Annotated in this window: 23 protein-coding genes; 6 read left to right on the top strand and 17 right to left on the bottom strand. The window is 69.7% G+C overall.

The features are described 5' to 3' along the window. Positions 1-82: 82 nt before the first annotated feature. Together ABZX02_RS22555 and ABZX02_RS22550 are read left to right on the top strand one after the other, a co-directional pair. Positions 83-886, top strand: coding sequence for a pentapeptide repeat-containing protein (locus tag ABZX02_RS22555; RefSeq protein WP_355300517.1), 804 nt, complete (start codon positions 83-85; stop codon positions 884-886). A gap of 83 nt (positions 887-969) precedes the next feature. Beyond that, positions 970-1,965, top strand: coding sequence for an NADH:flavin oxidoreductase/NADH oxidase (locus ABZX02_RS22550; protein WP_355300516.1), 996 nt, complete (start codon positions 970-972; stop codon positions 1,963-1,965). Between the two features lie 73 nt (positions 1,966-2,038). On the opposite strand, the gene ABZX02_RS22545 is transcribed toward ABZX02_RS22550, so the two are convergent. Then, positions 2,039-2,227 carry a DUF3073 domain-containing protein gene (locus ABZX02_RS22545; protein ID WP_191297952.1) on the bottom strand — a complete coding sequence of 63 codons (189 nt, stop codon included), beginning with the start codon at positions 2,225-2,227 and terminating at the stop codon, positions 2,039-2,041. 173 nt (positions 2,228-2,400) lie between these two features. Between ABZX02_RS22545 and ABZX02_RS22540 the strand changes: the two genes are divergently transcribed. Beyond that, a complete protein-coding gene (locus ABZX02_RS22540) occupies positions 2,401-3,261 on the top strand; it encodes a hypothetical protein (RefSeq protein ID WP_355300515.1) in 861 nt (286 codons plus the stop codon). On the opposite strand, the gene ABZX02_RS22535 is transcribed toward ABZX02_RS22540, so the two are convergent. Genes ABZX02_RS22535 through ABZX02_RS22515 form a run of 5 tightly spaced genes read right to left on the bottom strand, consistent with a single transcriptional unit; the run spans position 3,204 to position 7,404 of the window. Beyond that, on the bottom strand, positions 3,204-4,385 hold the full coding sequence (locus ABZX02_RS22535) for an MFS transporter (protein WP_355300514.1): 1,182 nt from the start codon (positions 4,383-4,385) through the stop codon (positions 3,204-3,206). The two genes, ABZX02_RS22540 and ABZX02_RS22535, sit on opposite strands and share 58 nt — an antisense overlap. A 43-nt stretch (positions 4,386-4,428) precedes the next feature. Continuing rightward, complete coding sequence (locus ABZX02_RS22530) at positions 4,429-4,998, bottom strand: aerial mycelium formation protein (protein ID WP_355300513.1); 570 nt, start codon at positions 4,996-4,998, stop codon at positions 4,429-4,431. 60 nt (positions 4,999-5,058) lie between these two features. Next, complete coding sequence (locus tag ABZX02_RS22525) at positions 5,059-5,883, bottom strand: 3-keto-5-aminohexanoate cleavage protein (protein ID WP_355300512.1); 825 nt, start codon at positions 5,881-5,883, stop codon at positions 5,059-5,061. Positions 5,884-5,911: 28 nt separating this feature from the next. Beyond that, a complete protein-coding gene (locus tag ABZX02_RS22520; protein ID WP_355300511.1) occupies positions 5,912-6,973 on the bottom strand; it encodes a folate-binding protein in 1,062 nt (353 codons plus the stop codon). Further along, the gene (locus ABZX02_RS22515) at positions 6,970-7,404 is read right to left on the bottom strand and encodes a Fur family transcriptional regulator (protein WP_355300510.1); all 435 of its coding nucleotides are present in this window, start codon (positions 7,402-7,404) and stop codon (positions 6,970-6,972) included. The genes ABZX02_RS22520 and ABZX02_RS22515 overlap by 4 nt, the downstream gene beginning before the upstream one ends. Positions 7,405-7,431: 27 nt before the next feature. Between ABZX02_RS22515 and ABZX02_RS22510 the strand changes: the two genes are divergently transcribed. Next, the gene (locus tag ABZX02_RS22510; RefSeq protein WP_355300509.1) at positions 7,432-8,274 is read left to right on the top strand and encodes an aminodeoxychorismate lyase; all 843 of its coding nucleotides are present in this window, start codon (positions 7,432-7,434) and stop codon (positions 8,272-8,274) included. Between the two features lie 3 nt (positions 8,275-8,277). Here the strand turns inward: ABZX02_RS22510 and ABZX02_RS22505 are convergent, their stop codons facing one another. From ABZX02_RS22505 to ABZX02_RS22455, 11 genes are all read right to left on the bottom strand, one after another. Next, the gene (locus ABZX02_RS22505; RefSeq protein WP_355300508.1) at positions 8,278-10,812 is read right to left on the bottom strand and encodes a glycosyl hydrolase family 18 protein; all 2,535 of its coding nucleotides are present in this window, start codon (positions 10,810-10,812) and stop codon (positions 8,278-8,280) included. 87 nt (positions 10,813-10,899) lie between these two features. Then, positions 10,900-11,751, bottom strand: a complete 852-nt coding sequence (locus tag ABZX02_RS22500; RefSeq protein WP_355300507.1) for a biotin-dependent carboxyltransferase family protein — start codon at positions 11,749-11,751, stop codon at positions 10,900-10,902. Then, positions 11,748-12,335, bottom strand: coding sequence for a 5-oxoprolinase subunit PxpB (pxpB, locus tag ABZX02_RS22495; RefSeq protein WP_355300506.1), 588 nt, complete (start codon positions 12,333-12,335; stop codon positions 11,748-11,750). Before pxpB ends, ABZX02_RS22500 begins: the two co-directional genes overlap by 4 nt. 444 nt (positions 12,336-12,779) lie before the next feature. After that, the gene (locus ABZX02_RS22490) at positions 12,780-13,391 is read right to left on the bottom strand and encodes an FABP family protein (RefSeq protein ID WP_355300505.1); all 612 of its coding nucleotides are present in this window, start codon (positions 13,389-13,391) and stop codon (positions 12,780-12,782) included. Between the two features lie 224 nt (positions 13,392-13,615). Then, positions 13,616-13,915 (bottom strand): DUF1416 domain-containing protein, encoded by a 300-nt coding sequence (locus ABZX02_RS22485; protein WP_355300504.1) that lies wholly within the window; start codon positions 13,913-13,915, stop codon positions 13,616-13,618. 2 nt (positions 13,916-13,917) lie between these two features. Beyond that, on the bottom strand, positions 13,918-14,763 hold the full coding sequence (locus tag ABZX02_RS22480) for a sulfurtransferase (RefSeq protein WP_355300503.1): 846 nt from the start codon (positions 14,761-14,763) through the stop codon (positions 13,918-13,920). 22 nt (positions 14,764-14,785) lie between these two features. Further along, on the bottom strand, positions 14,786-15,223 hold the full coding sequence (locus ABZX02_RS22475) for a DUF4395 domain-containing protein (protein ID WP_355300502.1): 438 nt from the start codon (positions 15,221-15,223) through the stop codon (positions 14,786-14,788). 71 nt (positions 15,224-15,294) lie between these two features. Then, entirely contained in the window at positions 15,295-15,366 is a 72-nt protein-coding gene (locus ABZX02_RS22470; RefSeq protein WP_355300619.1) for a putative leader peptide, read from the bottom strand. A gap of 85 nt (positions 15,367-15,451) precedes the next feature. Next, entirely contained in the window at positions 15,452-15,862 is a 411-nt protein-coding gene (locus ABZX02_RS22465) for a thioredoxin family protein (RefSeq protein WP_355300501.1), read from the bottom strand. Continuing rightward, complete coding sequence (locus ABZX02_RS22460) at positions 15,859-16,677, bottom strand: DUF2993 domain-containing protein (RefSeq protein WP_355300500.1); 819 nt, start codon at positions 16,675-16,677, stop codon at positions 15,859-15,861. Before ABZX02_RS22460 ends, ABZX02_RS22465 begins: the two co-directional genes overlap by 4 nt. Then, positions 16,674-17,381, bottom strand: coding sequence for an alpha/beta fold hydrolase (locus ABZX02_RS22455; protein ID WP_355300499.1), 708 nt, complete (start codon positions 17,379-17,381; stop codon positions 16,674-16,676). The genes ABZX02_RS22460 and ABZX02_RS22455 overlap by 4 nt, the downstream gene beginning before the upstream one ends. A gap of 189 nt (positions 17,382-17,570) precedes the next feature. Here ABZX02_RS22455 and ABZX02_RS22450 point away from each other — a divergent pair, with 189 nt between their 5' ends. Together ABZX02_RS22450 and mshD are read left to right on the top strand one after the other, a co-directional pair. Further along, on the top strand, positions 17,571-18,332 hold the full coding sequence (locus ABZX02_RS22450) for a response regulator transcription factor (protein WP_355300498.1): 762 nt from the start codon (positions 17,571-17,573) through the stop codon (positions 18,330-18,332). A gap of 37 nt (positions 18,333-18,369) precedes the next feature. Then, complete coding sequence (gene mshD, locus ABZX02_RS22445) at positions 18,370-19,218, top strand: mycothiol synthase (protein WP_355300618.1); 849 nt, start codon at positions 18,370-18,372, stop codon at positions 19,216-19,218. The last annotated feature ends 107 nt before the right edge of the window (positions 19,219-19,325 follow it).

The following is a 19,325-nucleotide window of genomic DNA, read 5'->3' as shown; positions in this document are numbered from 1 at the left end:
TCGCCCGACGGGCCTCCGGGACACGCCCTAGACCCCAACAGCGGATGGCGCTTGGCCTGGGCTGTCGCGAAGATGGCCTCCCGTGGGCAACTGGATGTTCAGGCTCGGTGCGGTCGCCCTGCTCGCACTCGGTGTCGTCCTGCTGGTGCCGCAGGCCGGACCGCGCTCCGCGCTGGTGCTGTTCTTCGGCGGACTGCTGGTCGTCGCCGGTTTCGGCCTGGCCTGGCGGCAGGTGCGCGACGGCCAGGTCATCGACCGCTACCGGCACGCCGTCGAGCACCTCGGCAGCGAGCAGGCCGAGGTGCGCCTCGGCGGGCTGCGCGAGCTGGAGCTGATCGCGCAGGACTCGGTGCGGAGCCGGCTCCTCGTGGACGCCACCCTCGGCGACTTCCTGCGTGACCGGTCGCCGTGGACGGAGCACCTGACCGAGCCCGCCGGGGAGCGGCCGACGCCGTTGGAACAGGACGTCCGGGCCGCCCTGGCGATCCTCACGCGACCCGGTGCCGAGGTGGACCTGTCCCACGTGGACCTGCGCGGCGTCGAGCTCGGCAGGCAGGAGCTCGCCGGTGCGGTGATCCGCCGGTCCAACCTGGCCGGTGCGCGGTTGCTCGGCGCGCGGCTGGACGGCTGCGCCCTCGACGCCACGGACCTGCGCGACGCCGACCTGCGCGGGGCCTCCCTGCGCGAGGCGTCGCTGCGGGGCGCCTGCCTGGAGGGCACCGACCTGCGTGCCGCCGACCTCACGGACGCGGACCTGCGGGGCGCCGACATGCGGGCCCACAACCTCGACAAGGCCGTCCTGACCGGGGCCAGGGTCAACCGGGGCACGCTGTGGCCGCCGGACTTCACGCCCGCCCGTGTCTCAGCGTCACTGTTCAGTGACTGAGACGACCAGCACGTCGGGAACAACTCGCCCGCACGACCCCTTGAACATTTAGTTAGGTCTACGAACGTTTCAAGGGAGCTCCCGTGAGCCTGCTCTTCTCCCCGCTGACCCTGCGCTCGGTCACGCTGCCCAACCGCATCGCGGTCAGCCCGATGTGCCAGTACTCGGTCGACCAGGAGGACGGCGTGCCCACCAGCTGGCACCTCGTCCACCTCGGCTCGCGCGCGGTCGGCGGTGCCGGCCTGGTGATGGCCGAGGCGACGGCGGTCGAGGCGCGCGGCCGCATCTCACCGCAGGACACCGGCATCTGGAACGACGAGCAGGTCGCGGCCTGGAAGCCGATCACCGCGTTCATCAAGGAGCACGGCGCGGTGCCCGCGATCCAGCTCGCCCACGCCGGGCGCAAGGCGATCGGCGACTGGGTGCCGGTGGCGCCCACGACCGAACCGTTCCCCGGCGGCAACCAGCCCGAGAAGCTCACGAACACCACGCAGATCGTCAAGGCGTTCGTCGACGGCGCGCTGCGGGCGCTCGACGCCGGCTTCGAGGTCCTGGAGGTCCACGCGGCCCACGGGTACCTGCTGCACGAGTTCTACTCGCCGCTCACGAACGAGGGCAGCATCGAGGAACGCATCGCCCTGCCCGTCGAGGTCACCGCGGCCGTGCGCGCCGCCGTCGGCCCGGAGGTGCCCGTGATCGTGCGGATCAGCGGGACCGACTGGGTCGAGGGCGGCTGGACGGCCGACGACAGCGTCGTGCTGGCACAGGCGCTCAAGGCCGCGGGTGCGGACCTGATCGACGTGTCCAGCGGTGGCAACACCGCGCAGGCGGACATCCCGATCGGGCCCGGCTACCAGGTGCCGCTCGCCGAGGCGGTGCGACGCAAGGCAGACGTGCCCACGGGTGCGGTCGGCCTGATCACCGAGGCGAAGCAGGCCGAACAGATCTTGACGGACGGTTCCGCCGACCTGGTCCTGCTCGCGCGCGAACTGCTCCGCGACCCGTACTGGCCGCTGCACGCGGCACAGCAGCTGGGTGTGGAGGTCAGGGCGCCGAAGCAGTACGCCAGGGCGTTCTGAAAGAGCCCTCAGAGGTCAAGGGCTGGGCGCCGGGGTGACCGGCTGCCCAACCCTTGACCTCCGAAGGCTGAATTCAGCGACGGTAATCGTCGTAGTCGTCGTACGGGTCGTCGTGTGGCTCGTCGCCACCACCACTCCCGTTCGCCGACCTTTCATCAGTCGACAGCTCGCGCTGCAACGCAGCGAAGTCGGTCTCATGAGAGCTGTATTTGAGCTCCCTGGCGACCTTCGTCTGCTTGGCCTTAGCTCGGCCGCGCCCCATGGCTCGACCCCCTCGCACAGGGACGGGGGCGGCCGGGGGAACGGCGGCCCCACTCGTCTCGACAACTGATTCCTGGTAACTACCGTACCGTGCCGATGGGGTTCCTCGCGACGCGGTAGGCGTGACACGTACCGCCAAATCTCACGGCCGCCCTCGCGTGGAAGGATGCACAGGTGCCCAGACCGTTCGTCGCCTACCTACGGGTGTACGAACCGTTATCGGTGTTGGACGCAACGCTAGCTTCCAGGGTCGAAAAAGCCCTGGCAGACGGCCCGATCCCCCGCTCGGAGGCAGGCGAGAGGGAACGGGAGCTGTGGTTGCGATCACAGTTGGGACAAAAGCTCCTCCCGGGCGAGTCCTTCGACGTGATGACCATCAGCCCGGCCGAGGTGCCGACCTCCGAGGCCGCCCGCGTGGGTCCGGGACCGCTGGTCTGCCCGCTCGACCTCCGGGCGCGCTCCGCCGCCGCCCTCGTGGGCTTCCTGGCCTCCTCGCCGCCGATCCTCCAAGACGCGGCTCTCGACCTCTCACCGGAAACGGTCCGAGCGCGCGCGTCCGCCGTGATGGCCGAACTGGCCGCGGGCGCGGTCCACGTCATCTCCACGACGTGGACGATCCCTCTGCCGTGGTTCGCCCTCGTGGACCCCGCCCAACGGCGTGTCGTGCTCGCCAGCGCCCAGGACGACCCCGAACGGCAGGTGTCGTGGCGCGTGGCCATGGCCGACGCCCGCCGGCGGGTCGCGCGAGCGCTCAAGGTCGTGAAGGCCTCGCTGGGCGAGGACGGGCCGGCCAAGGTCCTCTCCGACACGGGCCGCTGGCTCGAGCACTTCCACCCGCACTCGGCCGTCGAGCTCGACTACGGCGGCCTGGTGCAGCTGCTCGGGGACAAGGACCTGCTGGAGGACACCTCCGCGGCCGACGTGAACGCCATCGTCGACGCCCTGGAGGCGGATGACGCCGAGGAGGTCGCGCTGCGCTACGAGGCGTTGCGCGAGTTCTGGGGTGAACTGGCCCGCAGGGAACGCCACGGCTGAAGCAGCACCCGCGCGACCACGGCCGCGACGGCTGCCAGCACCATCGCCGCGGGCCAGCCGACCGACACGGCGACGAAGGCCGCGACGAACGGGGTGATCGCGGCACTCAGGTAGTTCGCGGAGTTCTGCATGGCGATGGCGGTGGCGCTGCGCCCGTCCGGCGCGAGCTCACCGGCCTCGGTGACCGCCAGCCCGTTCCAGCACAGGGCGCAGAGCGCGGTCGGCACCAGCACCGCGACCAGCACCGGCAGCGGTGCCTGGTCCAGGACCGCGACCAGCACGAACCCGCCGGCGGTGACCAGCGAGACGATCTTCAACGGCCCGATCCGGCTGCGCACGCGGTCCGACCACACGCCGACCGCCAGCCGTCCGGCACCACCGAGGAGCTGCGCGACCGCGAAGACGGCCGCGGCCGCCGTGACGCTCATGCCGCGGTGCTCGTGCAGCAGAGGCACCATCAGCGCGGTGGCGGTGAACTGCGGCACCACGAGCAGTCCGCTGGCGAGCGAGAGCCGCAGCAGCCGGGGGTCCCTGAGCACCAGGCCGTGGTCCGAACCCGCCCGGACCGCACCCGGCGGTTCCCTGACCAGCAACGCCACCGCGAGCGCCACGAACGCCGTCACGCCCGCCAGCGCGACGAACGCGACGGGCACCCCGGACGAGATCGCGATGCCGGGCAGGACCGCCGCGGTGAGGGCCGCTCCGAGCGGGGTCGCCGTCTGCCGCACGCCCATCGCGAGCCCGCGCGACTCCTTGCTGAACCACGACATGACCGCCCGGCCGCTGGCCGCGTTGACGCTCGCCCCGAACAGTCCGGCACCGAGCAGGGCCAGACCGGCGATCCACGCGTTGCCGAGCGCGACGGACAGCAGGCAGACCGCGGCACCAACGCCACCGATGGTCATCACGAGCCGTTCGCCGCGCTTGTCCGCGACGACGCCCCACGGCACGAGAGCGATCATCGTGCCGAGGTTGACCGCACCGAGGAGAAGCCCCACCTGGGGCAATGTCAGCGAGAAGTGCTCTTGGAGCTGAGGGCTGATCGCGGGCAGACCTAGGAAAACGGCCGCATTCGTGCCCTGCGCCAAAGCCCCGATGCACAGAACGACCCAGCGGTACCCCATGGGGGCACGCTAGGTCGCCTGTTCAGAAAGTGGAACTTCCGTCTTACCTCTTGGGACGGTGGTGGCCGCGCTCGGCCGCGAGCAGCTCGTCCACCGACGCGCTCCCGCGCTGGTAGCGCGAAGCGATCTCCGCGTTGAGCTTGTCCACGACCACCTGCACCTCGCGCCGCCGCACCGACACGGACGCCTCTTCCGCGATGAACGTCTCCAGCACGTCGCCGAGCCGTTCGTCGGTCAGCGAGCTCACATCGGAGAGGTCCACGTCGGAGATGAGCGCCTCCACGTGGCGTTGATGCGCATCAGCACGTGACGGCTCATGGGTCTGGTACCGGCCGAGACCGGTCGCGGGACCCACGGCGTTCGTGGAGAGGATGGTGGCCAACTGCTCGACGATCGCCGAGCCACCCGAGCTGCGGCGTTCCTGTTCCGCTCGCACCATGTCGATGCGGGCGTGCAACAACCGCCGCAGGTAGGACAGATCTGTCTCTTCCTGCGCAGCCTCGTCGCGGAGTTCGCGCACCTCGACGAGCGGGCGCTGCTCGACGCCCTCCGTGTAGTCGGGGGCGAGCACCCTGTCGATTCGGCGGCGCCCGCCAGGACGCACCTCGATCACGTGTCCATCCTGCGGTAGATCCTCCTCACCCGCCAACACATCCCATGCACCAAACTTGTCTCAAATGTGCACACCCAGCAGCTTTCGCGCCTCGTCCGGGGACAGAGCGGGTCGCTGGGCGATCTTGGAGAGACCTGCGGCACGTGCCACGAGCTGTGCGTTGTCCCGCACCGGCACCCCCCGCGAGTAGCTCACGGTGTCCTCCATACCCACTCGGAGGTGCCCACCCGCACCCAAAGCGGTGAACATCACCGGCAGGGTCGTCCGGCCGATCCCGGTGGCGGAGAACGTTGCGCCGTCCGGCAGAGCCTGGACTGCTGCGACGAGCGTGGCGGCGTCGCCGGGCATGCCGCCGGGGACGCCCATGACGAAGTCGACGTGCACGTGGCCGCCCGCGGGCAGGCCGTGCTGGTCCAGCAGGCGCTTGAGCGACGCGAGCTGCCCGATGTCGAAGATCTCGTACTCGGGGACGATGCCGCGTTCCTGCATGCCCTTGTGCAGGGAGACGATGAACTCCCAGCGGTTCAGGAACACGTCGTCGCCGAAGTTGACCGTGCCCATCGTGCAGGAGGCCGAGTCCGGCATCGCCTCCAGCACGCGCAGCCGGTTCTCCTCGGGGTCGTGCACCGACCCGCCGGTCGACAGCTGCACGACGAGGTTGGTCTGCTCGCGGAGAGCCGCGACGGTGGCCTTCAGCAGACCCAGGTCCAGCGACGGCTTGGTGTCCTCGCCGCGGATGTGGACGTGGATCATCGCCGCGCCGACCTGCTCGCAGCTCTGCGCCGTCGAGACCAGCTCTTCCAGGGTCACCGGAAGCTGCGGGACGTCGGCTTTCGCGTGCTCCGCTCCGGTGGGAGCGACAGTGATGAGCGTGCCCAGGGACATGGTCCGGGACTGTAGCGGTCCGGCGGGGCTATCCCCTCAGGTTGCGCACCGCTTCCCGGCCGAGACCAGGGGTGTCCGGCGGCACCGAGTCGGGGTCGATCCGCGCCTGGACCTCCCTCTCGGGAGCCCCCGCGACCAGGTCTGCCTCGACCGGCACGGACCGCTTGACCAGCGCCAACGCGATCGGGCCCAGCTCGTGGTGCAGCACCACGCTGCCCACCCGGCCGACGGCCCTCCCGTCCAGCACGACCGGGTCGCCGGTCTCGGGCTGGGCGTCGGCAGAACCATCCAGGTGGAGTAGGAGCATTCGCCTGGGCGGGCGTCCCACGTTGTGGACCTTGGCGACGGTCTCCTGGCCCCGGTAGCAGCCCTTGCTGAGGTGCACGGCCGGGTCGATCAGGCCGACCTCGTGCGGGATCGTGCGCTCGTCGGTGTCGATGCCCTGCCGGGCCCGCAGCGACTCGACCCGCAGCGCCTCGAACGCGTAGCTGCCGGCCGGGCGTGCGCCGGCGTCGGTGATCCGCTGCCACCAGTCGGCCTTCTCGGCGCGCGGCACGAGCAGGTCGAACGAGCTTTGGCCAGGCCACGACGTCCGGCGCGCGAAGCCGTCGCCGAGCGCGTCGACGTCCGCGGGGACGGCGATGCCGAGCTTGCCGAGCAGCGCCTCCGCCTCGGGGCCGGTGATCGTCAGCAGCGCGAACTCGCCCGTGGCGTCGCGCGGCTCGACCTTGGACCAGAAGACCATCTTCGTCAGGTACGCGAGCAGGTCGTCGACCTTCTCCACGTCCAGGAACACGGTGCCGCCGACGTTCGCGACGACCATGTGGTGCTCCAGGCGGCCCTGGGCGTCGAGGATCAGCGCCTCGGTGCCCGCGCCCTCGCCCAGCTGCTCGAAGTGCTGGCTGGTGAGCTGGTGCAGCCACTTGAGCCGGTCCTCGCCGGGGATCGCGATCACGCCGCGGTTCGAGCGGTCGACCACGACCACCGACCGCACGGCCGAGCGCTGCTCGGCGAACGGGTCGCCGTAGTGCCAGGCGACGCCGGCGTCGGTGGAATCGTCGGGCGGAGGGACGGCTCCGGGGAGGCTCACTCGGTCTCCTGCTCCTGCTTCAAACAGTCGCGGCACGTGCCGGACAGCGCGAGATGGGTTGCATCAAGTTCGAACCCGTCTCGCTCGCGCAATGTTCCGACCAACGGGTCGAGAAGCTCACACGGGATTTCTTCGACCGCACCGCACACGTGGCACACGAGGTGCACGTGCTGGTGGTCGTCGACCGAGTAGCTCGGCGCACCGTGGCCCAGGTGCGTGTGCCGAACCAGTCCGAGCCGGTCGAGGAGGTCGAGCGTGCGGTAGATGGTGGTGATGTTGACCGTCGGCGCCGTCTCCTGGACGCGCTGACAGATCTGCTCGGGTGTCGCGTGTTCCAGCGACCTGACCGCGTCCAGCACGAGCTGACGCTGCGGCGTCATCCTCATGCCGCGGTCGTGCAGCGTTTTGCGCAGGCCTCTTGCGGTCTCCACACCCCTGATGTTAGTAGGCTCGCTCACATGCGCGTGCTGGCACTGCTCGACGGAACCCTCGCTGACCCCGACTCGCCGCAGATCCGCGTCGAGGACCTGGGACTCATGCGCGGTGACGGCGTGTTCGAAACGATCCTCGTGGTCGACGGGAAGCCCCGCGAACTCACGCCCCACCTCGACCGGCTCGACCGGTCCGCGGCCATGCTCGACATGGCACCCCCTCCCCGTGCGGAGTTCGAGCGCGCGGTCGAGCTCGTCATCGGCAACTGGGCCGGCGGCCAGGAGTTCGCCCTCAAGCTCGTCTACACCCGCGGTGTCGAGGGCGGCGACGGCACGCCCACCGGGTTCGCGCTGGGCATGGAGATCGGCGCGAAGGTGCTGAAGCAGCGCGCCGAGGGCCTGTCCGCCGTGACGCTGGACCGGGGCATCGACGCGGACCTCGCGGCCCGCGCGCCGTGGCTGCTGCTGGGCGCGAAGTCGCTGTCGTACGCGATCAACATGGCCGCGCTGCGCGAGGCCGAGCGCCGCGGTGCCGCCGAGGTCGTCTTCACGACGTCGAGCGGCTCCGTGCTCGAGGGCCCGACCTCGACGCTGATCATGGTGCGCGGCAAGACCCTGGTCACGCCGCCGTCCGAGCTCGGCATCCTGCCCGGCACCACGCAGTACGCGCTGTTCCGCGCCGCCGAGCGCGCCGGCTGGACCGTGCTCGTGGAGCCGATCCAGACCAGCGAGCTCTACGACGCCGAGGGCGTGTTCCTCGCGTCCAGCGTCCGCAAGATCACGCGGGTGAACGTGCTGGACGGCAAGCAGCTGCCCGACTCGTCGGCCCTGCTCACCGAGCTGCAGGGCCTGTACGAGTCGGAGTACTGATCCTTACTTGAGACCCGCGTCGACCGCGGCCATCAACGGGCCGCGGTCACCGGACATCTCCCAGAACATCGCGCCCAGCAGGTTCTTCGACTTGAGCCACGCGGTCTTCTTCTGGATCGACCACACGTCGTCGAAGGTCCACCACTGGTTGCCGGTGTAGCAGGACGTCGCCACGGCCACCTCGTCATGGAAGACGGTGCAGTTCGGCACCGACGCCACGAGGTTCGCGTACCCGCGCGTGCCCGACTCCTCCGGGAACTGGCCGGGAGCCGCGCCGCCCGCCTGCTGCCACTCGCCGTTCTTGCCGCCGTTGACCACGTTCTGCCAGCCGCGGCCGTAGAACGCGAGCCCGAGCGTGATCTTGCGGGACGGCACGCCCGCGTCGAGGTAGGCCTGGACGGTGCTCTCGACGCTGAACTTGGTGGTGTACGGGTCGTCCGGGTCCGGGTAGAGGTTGCCCTGGTGGCCGGTCCGGTTGGGCTCCCACGAGTTGTCGCTGCCGGAGCCGTGGAAGTCGTAGCCCTGGACGTTGAAGATGTCCATCGACTGCGCGACCCGCCCGAGCTCCCAGCCCGCCTCGATCTTGCCGGGGTCGGCCGGGGTGAACGCGGTGAGCTGGTAGCGCTTGCCCGTGGTGGTGCTCAGCGCGTCGAACTGCCGGCGGAACTCCTCGATCAGCAGGGTGTTGTTGACCTTGTCCTGCGGTCCGAAGTGGTTGCCCGCGTGGCCTTCGGCACCCGGCCACTCCCAGTCGAGGTCGATGCCGTCGAAGATGCCCGCCGCTGATCCCGGGCCGCCCGCGCCGTTGTACACGGGCAGGTTGCCCTTGATGTAGATGTCGATGCAGGACGACACGAACTTCTTGCGCGCCGCGTCCGTCGCCGCCACGTCGGAGAAGTACTTGGAGTACGTCCAACCGCCGAGCGAGATCAGCACCTTGAGGTGCGGGTGCTTGGCCTTGAGCTTCTTGAGCTGGTTGTAGTTGCCGCGCAACACTTCCCAGCCGCTGTCGGCCACGCCGTCGACGGACTGCGCGGCGCTCATCGGCCTGCTGTAGTCGGCTTCCGCGTCACCGGCGCCGTCGCCCTGGTTGGGGTCCTGCGGGTTCGGGCTCGTGCCCTTCGTGACGCCCTGCAGGCACGTGAGGTTGACCGGGTCGATGTTGCCGAACGCGTAGTTGACGTGCGTCATCTTCGCGGCGTCCATGTCCTTCACGAAGTACTGGCGCCCGTAGATGCCCCACTGCACGAAGTACCCGACGCGGGCGTAGCCGCCGACGATGTCCGCCGTGGTCTCGGTGAGCGCGTTGCTCGCGGCCGAGACGTTGTCGTAGATGTCCCTCGCCCTGACGGTGAACGTGTAGCTCGTGGACGGCGCAAGACCCGTGACGGTCGTGGTGGTGCCCGAGACCGTCGTCTTCACGGTCGAGCCGACGTAGACGTCGTAGTTCGCGACGCCCTTGTTGTCCGTGGAGGCGTTCCAAGCCAGCGTGACGCTGCCGGCGTCCTTGGCCGTGCTCCGGAGGTTGCCCGGCGCGGTCGGCGGCGTCGTGTCGTCGGCGGGGTTGTTGGTGGTGACGCTGACGGCCGCGCTCGGTCCGCTCTGGGCACCCTTGGTGTCCTTGGCCCGCACGGTGAACGAGTACGCGGTGTTCGGGGTCAGGCCGGTGACGATCGCCTGGTTGGTGGTGCTGCTCGTCGCGAGCGTCGAGCCGTTGTAGACGTCGTACCCGGCGATCGGCAGCGAACCCGGCGTGGAGGCGTTCCACTGCAGGCTCACCGTGCGCGTGGTCTTCGTCGGCGAGGTCAGCCCACCAGGGACGCTCGGCGGGGTGTCGGCGCTGCCGTCGCAGTTGGCGTTGTTGACGCGGCAGGTCACCGGGTCGACGTTGGAGCTGATGGAGAACGCCGGGCTGTACGGCTCCGTGCTCGCGCCGGCGTTGATGGTCTTGTTGTAGTGGGCGGGCGTGACGGTGACCTGGTTGCCGCTCTGGCTGACGGTGCCGTTCTGGCCGTTGGCGACCGTCACGCCGCCCGGCAGCGTGAACTGGATCGACCAGTCGGTGACGGCGGTCGTGCCGTGGTTGCGCAGGACGAACTTCGCCGTCCCGCTCGCGACCGAGTACTCGGCGGTCAGCCCCGTGGGCGCCGGTGGCGGGGTGCCGGTGCCGTCGCACGCCATGTTGTTGATGGTGCAGGCGGTCGGGTCGGCCGCGGCGCTCAGCGTGAACGTCGGGCTGTAGGGCTCGGTGTTGCGCCCCGCCGGGAGGTTGTTGATGTAGAAGGCCGGCGTGAGCGTGACTCTCGTGCCGTTCTGGGTGATCGTCGCGTTCTGCGGGCTGCTCGCCGTGACACCGGCGGGCAGGTCGAACTTCAGCGACCACCCGTTGAGCGCGGCGGTGCTCGCGTTGGCGACGACGAACTTGCCCGTCGTACCGGTGCGGGAGAAGGTCGCGGTGATGCCGGTGGCGGCTTGTGCAGGGACCGCCAGGGCTAGGAGTGCTACCAGACTCGTTAACAGGGCAGGGATCCGGCGCATGCGGAACTCCAGTTTGGTAGAGATTCCGCGGCGGCTGGTTCGTTACGGTATTTGGTCTGGACCACTAACGTCAACGGCCTGCTTTCCTCAGCCGACGGGCCGGAACCGCACCTCCGCACCCGGCCGCGCCTGCCCCAGCAGGTGCAGGAAATCGTTGTCCACCACGCCGATGACGGGATACCCACCCGTCGTCGGGTGGTCGTTGAGGAACACCACCGGCTGCCCGTCCGGCGGCACCTGGACCGACCCGGTGATCATCCCTTCGCTGGGAATCTCCCCGTCACGACGATTCAGCTTGGTCCCGCTGAGCCGCGCGCCAACCCGGTTGCTCCGATCCGACACAACCCACTCGCCTTGCCGCAGCTGACTTTCCGCGTCCTCAAACCAGTCGTCGCGCGGCCCGAGCAGAATCGGGATGACCAACGTTTGCACCGCCTCGTGCGGCGGCACCACATCTGCCCCGCAGGGCACCCCGGGCGTCCCAAGATGCAGGACGTCGTTGTCCCGCAACGGTTCTGGACCGATTCCGGACAACAGGTCCGTGGACCGGCTACCGAGCTCCACGTCCACCTCGATCCCCCCGGACACCGCGAGGTAGTTCCGCAGCCCGGTCCGAGGCGTGCCGATCTCCAGCACGTCGTTCTCGCCGAGGTGCACCGGCTGGTGCGAGTCGACCAGCTTCCCGTTGCGCCTGACCTCGACGGCAGGCCCGGTGACGGCGACCGTGCATCCGGCGCCGGCTCTCAACACCAGCCCACCGAGCAACAACTCGAGTCCCGCCGCCCCCTCCGCGTTGCCGACGAGCCGGTTGGCGAGCGTGAGCGACCTCGGGTCCAGTGCTCCCGACGGCGGCACGCCGAGGTGCGCGTGACCGGGCCGCCCGAGGTCCTGGACCAACGCCTGCGGCCCGGTCCTGATGATCGTGACGGTGCGCTTCACGCGATCACGAACCTGACCTGGTCGCCGGGCTGCAACAGCGCGGGGGTCTCGGCCTTGGCGTCGAACAACGTGACCTCCGTGCGCCCGATCAACCGCCAGCCGCCGGGCGTCGCCCTGGGGTAGGCGGCGGTGAACTCGCCCGCGATGCCGACCGAACCCTGCGGCACCTTCGTCCGCGGGGAGTCGAGTCGTGGCTGCTGGAGTTGTGCCGGTAGACCGGTGAGGTAGCCGAAGCCCGGGGCGAAGCCGCAGAACGCGACCTCGTAGGTGGCCTCGGTGTGGAGCTTGACGACCTCGTCCCGGGTGACGCCGGCGGTGTCGGCGACGAGGTCCAGGTCCGGGCCGTCGTAGCTGACCGGGATGGTGATCTCGCGGGAACTCGTCTTCGGGGCCTTGGTGAGGTCGATGGACCTCAGGGCCTCCCTGATCTTGGGTAGCGCGCCCTTGACCAGGACCGTTCGGGCGGCCGGGACCAGTTCTTCGATGCCGTCGAGTTGGTCGAGGGCCGCGCGGACGGCCGCCACCTCGCTCAGGGAGTCGACCTCGACCAGGAGCGCGTCGGTTCCGCAGCGCCGCAGAAGCATGCACCCATGTTACGGGGAATCGTGGGATTGTTGAACAATCCGACACGCAGATCGTTGAACAATCCTTCGGTCGAAGAGGGCGGCGGATGGTGCGGAGGAGGGCATGCTGCAGGTCGCAGCGTTTGGCCGCGGCTGATCATGTGCCATCTGAGCCGCACCGACTGACCTCGCACCGCCCGGCTGTCGGCCGGTCGCGCGCCGCTGGCCGGTGCCTGCCGCCAGCCAGTGCTCGCCGAGTCCGTGCCCGCCGACTCCCGAACCCTGCGGGCTCACACCTCGACTTGCAAGACCAGCGCCGTTGCACCCCAGCCACCGCCGGCGAACCCGCGCCAGCCCGGCCCGCCCAGCCTAGGCCCAGCTCACCACCAGGCCGGGCCGCCGGCCAGCCCACGCCCGCCGACCCACGTCAGCGAGTCGGCAGAACCCGAGCAACCAGCCGAACCGTCAGCCGACGATCCGCTTGAGGTGCGCCGAAGCGTGCGGCTGCATCGGCTGCCCCATCATCGCCCGCTCCTCGACATAGGCGAGGTCACCGTTCACCACGCCGTACAACCGCTGCGAAGCCTTGACGTCCTTGGCCGAGGCCGTGCGGATGACCGCGTCCGTCTCGAACTCCCACGACGTCTGCGTGCGCACCTTGCCGTAGTACATCTCGACGATGCCGGTGTTGTGCGTCAGCAGCAGCTCGATCGAGTCGTCCTCCTGCGGCCGCCAGAAACCCTGCTCGCGGGCAGCGGGACGGATGACCTCGCCGGCCTCGTTCAGCAGCCACGACCGCGCCTCGTACACGAGGAACGGGCGGCCGTCGTGGGCGAAGGTGATCTGCTGGCCGAAGCGGAACGGGCCGTCGATCGTCGGGTAGACGATCTCGCCCTCGCCGCGCCAGACACCGACGAGCGGCAGCACGCCCAGGAGCGCGTCGTTCAGGTTCGCGCCCTCGCGGAGGTTCGCCGTGTCGCCCGGGATGGGCATGTCGGTGAACTGCGGGAGGTTGCGCTCCCTGGTGGCGGCTGCTCGTTCCTCGGCCAGGCGGATGGCCTCGTCGCCGCTGCTCATCGCTGGTCGGAGTAGAGGCGGTAGACGACGTAGCCGGCGAACCACATAACGGCGATCGTCACTAGCACCAGGAGTCCGGTGAAGATGTGTTCCACGAGGAAGAGGATATCTCGCCCGCGGTGACGTGCAGGGTTGTGGTGGCAGAGGCCACCCGAGCAGGACACCGGACCACCACATGCGAAAGGCCCGGCGGTGAGTCACCGCCGGGCCTCGAACGCCAAGAGCTAGGCGACCGCGATCTCCACCGCGTGCACCCCGGGCCCGGACGCCGACACGTCGGCCTGCCCGTTGCCGGTGCGGTGCAGCGCGCGCACGGTCCAGCTGCCCGGAGCCGCGAAGAACCGGAAGTCGCCCTCGGGAGAGGTGACGACCTCCGCCGTGAACTCGCCGGTCGAGTCGAGCAGCCGGACGAACGCCCCGCCCACGGGGGTGCCGCCGGAGACGACCTTGCCCTCGAGGACGGTCTCGGTCGTCGAAACGTCGATCGTGCCGCCCTGAGCGGGGGCGCCGCAGCCGTTGGACATGATCAGGCCTCCTTGCCGGAACCGAGCTCGATCGGCACGCCGATGAGCGAGCCGTATTCCGTCCAAGAACCGTCGTAGTTCTTGACGTCGTCGTGGCCGAGCAGCTCGCGCAGGGCGAACCAGGTGTGCGAGGAGCGCTCGCCGATGCGGCAGTACGCGATGGTCTTGCGGCTGCCGTCGAAGCCCGCCTCGGCGTACAGCGCGGACAGCTCCTCGTTCGACTTGAACGTGCCGTCCTCGTTGGCCGCCTTCGACCACGGGACGTTCACCGCGGACGGGATGTGGCCCGCGCGCTGCGCCTGCTCCTGCGGGAGGTGGGCGGGCGCCAGCAGCTTGCCGGAGAACTCGTCGGGCGAACGGACGTCGACGAGGTTCTTGTTGCCGATGGCCTCGACGACCTCGTCGCGGAACGCGCGGATCGACAGGTCCTGCTCCTGCGCCGAGTACGAGGTGGCGTCGCGGACGACCTCTTCCTTGTCCAGCGGGCGGCCGTCGAGCTCCCACTTCTTGCGGCCGCCGTCGAGGAGCTTGACGTTCGTGTGGCCGTAGAGCTTGAAGTACCAGTACGCGTAGGCCGCGAACCAGTTGTTGTTGCCGCCGTAGAGGATCACGGTGTCGTCGTTGGAGATGCCCTTGGCCGAGAGCAGCTTCTCGAAGCCCTCGCGGTCGACGAAGTCACGGCGGACCGGGTCCTGGAGGTCGTTCTTCCAGTCGATCTTCACGGCACCGGGGATGTGGCCGCCGTCGTACGCGGTGGTGTCCTCGTCGACCTCCGCGAACACGACGCCGGGCGTCTGGAGGTTCTCCTCGGACCAGGCGGCCGAGACCAGCACGTTCTCACGGCTCATGGGAAGTTTGCTCCTGTAGTAGTCATTGCGGTCGAGCGAGGGCAGGTGCGTACCGGCGCAGCAGCAGGTACATCTCGCACCCGAGGCACAGGCCGAGCGCCGCGTTCAGCAGCGCCGCCACCAGTGCGAAACCGGTGGCCACCATGCCGAGCGTGGTGAGGCCGGTGGCGTAACCGAGGGTGCCGATCAGAGCGAAGACGAAGCCGACCCCCTGGGCGAACCGCAGCGGGGCCGCGTCCTCGCGTTCGGTGGTCGGGGTCAGGCGCGGCTGGATCGCGTAGCGGTAGACGTGACCCCACGGGTTCAGCTTCAGCGAGATGAACGCGCACATCGCGAACAGCACCGTCTGGGCGGCGAGGAGACGCCACCATCCGGTGAGCAGCACGATCGCGAGGATGACCGTGGTCATCCAGGCGGAGAAGCGCGGTCCGCGCGGGTCTACAGGGTTGTCCTTGGGCACGACGACCTCCGGGCAGACGGACGAGTGGATTCAGTCCGGCAGAGGTAGCTGACGACCGTCAAGCGGCTCTATCAGCTCGTCGTGCGACACAGGCTGCTGCGCACGCGGCACAGATCAACCGCGCGTCGCTTCGTGAGCAGCATGGTCATGCCAGCGAGGGTAGCCCTCAATCCCTCGGTGCGGGAGGTATGTCCATCTGGTGGAACAACGCAGGTTCACCCGACCGGATTAGGGCAAATGCGGTCGGAGGGCGGCCAGCAACGAGTCGCGTTTCGGCACGCCGCCGACTCGCAACACCTCGGTGCCGTCGGGCGTCAGCGCCAGCGTCGTGGGGGTGCGCATCACGCCCAGCGACGCGGCGACGTCCGGGAGGTCCGTGACGTCGAGCTCGGCGTGCGCGAGGCCCTCCGTGCGGTCGGCCAGGTCGCGCAGGATCACCTTCGCGTGCCGGCACGGCGCGCAGAACGTGGTGGAGAGCTGGACCAGCGTCACCCCCGGCGCGACGAGCAGGTCGCGCACGGGAGCGGGCAGGTCGGCGACCGGGGAGCGACGGGAGATGCGGCCCTCGCGGACCTTGAGCAGCACACCGACCGCGCCGGCCACGGCCAGCGCGCCCAGTAGCGCCCACACACCTGTCATCGCTGGACCAACGGTACATCCGCGATCTCGCCGGACAGCTTGAACGACCCGCTCTCCACCTCGACGGCGGTAGGAGTCGCCCCGAACGGCAGCGTGCCGGGGTCGATCTTGATCGCGAGCGCCTGGCGCAGCTGCGGGATGATCTGCTTGAGCGACGCGTCGTTCAGCTCGATGTCGTCGATGTTGATCTGGATGGCACCGCTGACCAGCGCGATCTGGCCGTAGGCGGTCAACGTCACGACCCTGCCCGCCACGTTCGTCTCACCGGAGAGCTTGATCGCGGCCGTCGTCTTGGGTGCCTTCGGGTCGGCCGGGGCCTGGGTGGCGACGCGGTTGTCGGGCTCGATCGAGAGCTTGTCGAACGGCGTCACCTGGTTCGCCAGCCGGTTCAGGTCCAGCGCCTTGATCCGCACGCTGCCCTTCACGGTGTCGATGGTCGCCTTGGAGACGTTGCCCGCCAGCAGGTCCGAGAGCTCGACGCGGGTGTGCAGCAGGTCCGCCTCGACGTCGAGGTCGCGCAGGTCGACGTTCTGCTGCTCGTTGCGGATCGGCACGCCGTACGCGCGGATCTCCACGTGCTGGTAGTCGCCGCGCAGCGCCTGCAGCGTGAACGGGAACCCGTTGATGCGCACCGCCGGGTCCTCTTTGAGCTGCAGCTTCTCCCGCATCCGCTGCGCGATCTGGTACTCGCCGGCCGCCGCGAGGGCGAAGTCGGCCGCGACGAGCAGCACGCCGAGCACGATGACCGTGATGACGAGGAACTTCCCGCGGCGGGACTTCTTCTTCCGCGGTCGTGCGGGGGTCTGCGCAGTCATTCCTCGTCCTCGACGTTAACGGCGATCCATGCCGCCATCCGGTCTACCAGGTCTGGAGTCGCGGCCGATTCGGCGTGCCGCATGCCGGGTTCGATCCACAACTCGGCATGTCCGGAGGACGCGCGGTGCAGCGACCTGGCGTGGTCCACGGAGAAATAGTGGTCCAGGTCACCGTGCACGATCAGCAGTGGGGTGGGCGTGATGCGACCGACCACCTCCAGCGGACTCTCCGGCGCTTGTACCCAGCTGCCGCCGAGCCGAACCCCGAGCGCCCGCGCCGCGAGCTTGCCGTGCGGCTGCTCCAGCAACCAGTGCACGCGCCGCATGGGAGCGGTCTCGCGCGACCACCACCGGGCCGGGCCGCTCACCGACACCACGGCGTCCGGCCTGGTCTCCCCCAGAGCCGCGTGCCGCAGGACGATCGACGCGCCCATCGAGAACCCGATCGTCGCGACCTTCGAGTAGCCGAGCGACCGGGCGAGCCGCACGCCCGCCTCGATGTCGTGGACCTCGTCGGCGCCGACCGTGGAGCGGCCCTCGGAGTGGCCGTGCCCGCGGAAGTCGAGCGCCACGACACCGGCCTTCCTGGCCAGTCGAGCCAGTACACGGGCCACGTACGGGCGCCTCACGTTGTTCGTGAACCCGTGTCCTACAACGAAAGCGACATCGCTTTCACACTTGTGGTGGACGCCGTGCAGGCGCACCCCGTCGTGTGACGTGGATGTAACAGGGATGACGCCTGTGGAAACAAGTGTGAGCACGGCTTCTTGACCTGGGACTTTCTCGGGGTGCACCGGTATTGTCTCCGTCATCCGCAGGCAACGGGGCCCGGTCACCGTACGCCGCTGGTCTGGTCGTGGTGACCGACCACGGCCGATTTGGAGGGCGCCGCGATGAGCATCGACGTGCTTCTGCTGACGACAGACCCGGACCCGGAGGCCGTGCTTCCCGCGCTGGCCCTGCTCCCGCACGCGGTCCGGCCGCTGCGTCCCGAGGTCTCCGCGCTCCTCGAAGCCGGACCCCACGACATCGTGCTGGTCGACGCCCGCACGGACCTGGTCGGCGCGCGTTCGCTGTGCCGCCTGCTCGACTCCTCCGGCGTGGACGTGCCCGTCGTGGCCGTCGTCACCGAGGGCGGTCTGGTCGCGGTCAACTCCGACTGGTCCGTCGACGAGATCCTGCTGCCGAACTCCGGCCCCGCCGAGGTCGACGCCCGCCTGCGCCTGGTGCGCTCGCGCCGCGGCACGACGGCGCCCGGCGGCGACGGCGCGCTGCAGCTCGGCGACCTCGTGATCGACGAGGCCACCTACACCGCGCGCCTCAAGGGCCGCCCGCTCGACCTCACCTACAAGGAGTTCGAGCTGCTCAAGTACCTCGCGCAGCACGCGGGCCGGGTCTTCACCCGCGCGCAGCTGCTGCAGGAGGTCTGGGGCTACGACTTCTTCGGCGGCACCCGCACCGTCGACGTCCACGTGCGACGGCTGCGCGCGAAGCTCGGCCCCGAGCACGAGGCGCTCATCGGCACGGTCCGCAACGTGGGCTACAAGTTCGTCCGCCCGCCGCGTCCCGGCTCGTCGCGCCGCCCGGCCGAGGTCGCCGAGGTGGAGATCGACGACTCCGCCCACGTCCTGGATGAGCGTTTGATCGCGCGGTAGGTTCGCCTGTGTGGCGCAACTGAGCTGGTTCGAGGAGCTGTCGGCCGACCAGGCCGCCGAGGTGTCGGGTCTGCTGGAGGCCGCACAGGCGACCGACGGCGTGGCCCCGGTCGGTGAGGCCGTGCGACTGCGGATGCGCCCCGGCGCGACCGGCAGCCGGCACCTCCTCGCGCACCTGGACGGCGAACTGGCCGGGTACGCGCACGTCGACCTCGTCGGTGACTCCGGCGGCAACAAGGTCGCCGAGCTCGCCGTGCACCCGAAGCACCGCCATCAGGGAGTGGGCGAGGCACTGGTCAAGGCGCTCCCGCAGGAGTCGCTGCGGATCTGGGCGCACGGCGGCCACCCGGACGCCGAGAAGCTCGCCGACAAGCTCGGCTTCCGCAAGGTGCGCGAACTGCTGCGGATGCGGCTGCGCGTCGAGAACGACCTGCCGGAGCCCAGGCTGCCCGAGGGCCTCACGATCCGGGCGTTCGTGCCCGGCAGGGACGAGGCCGCGGTCGTCTACGTGAACCACCGCGCGTTCGACTGGCACCCCGAGCAGGGCGCGATGTCCATCGAGGACGTCCGGGCCAAGGAGAACGAGGACTGGTTCGACGCCGAGGGCTTCCTCCTCGCGTTCGACGCCGACGACCGGCTGGCCGGTTTCCACTGGACGAAGGTGCACACCCCCGACCTGGGCGAGGTCTACGTCGTGGGCGTCGACCCGGACCGGCAGGGCGGGGGCCTGGGCAAGGCGCTGACGCTGGCCGGCCTGCGCCACCTGCGTGACCAGGGCGTCAAGGAAGTGATGCTCTACGTCGAGTCGGACAACACCGCGGCGGTCCGCGTGTACACCAAGCTCGGCTTCACCCTTTGGGATGCCGACGTCCAGTACGCCCGGTAGTCAACAGACCGTCACAAAACGCATACGCCCTGGTCGCGCAGTCACTCGTTCGGCCGTGTGACCCGTCACTTCCCGTCCTGTGTTCACCTCTCGTTCACCTTGTTTAG

It is taken from the genome of Lentzea sp. NPDC003310 (genome assembly GCF_040610935.1).
GTDB lineage: Bacteria > Actinomycetota > Actinomycetes > Mycobacteriales > Pseudonocardiaceae > Lentzea.
The sequence above is the reverse complement of the archived record's forward strand: the minus strand, read 5'-3'. Positions and strand labels throughout refer to the sequence as shown.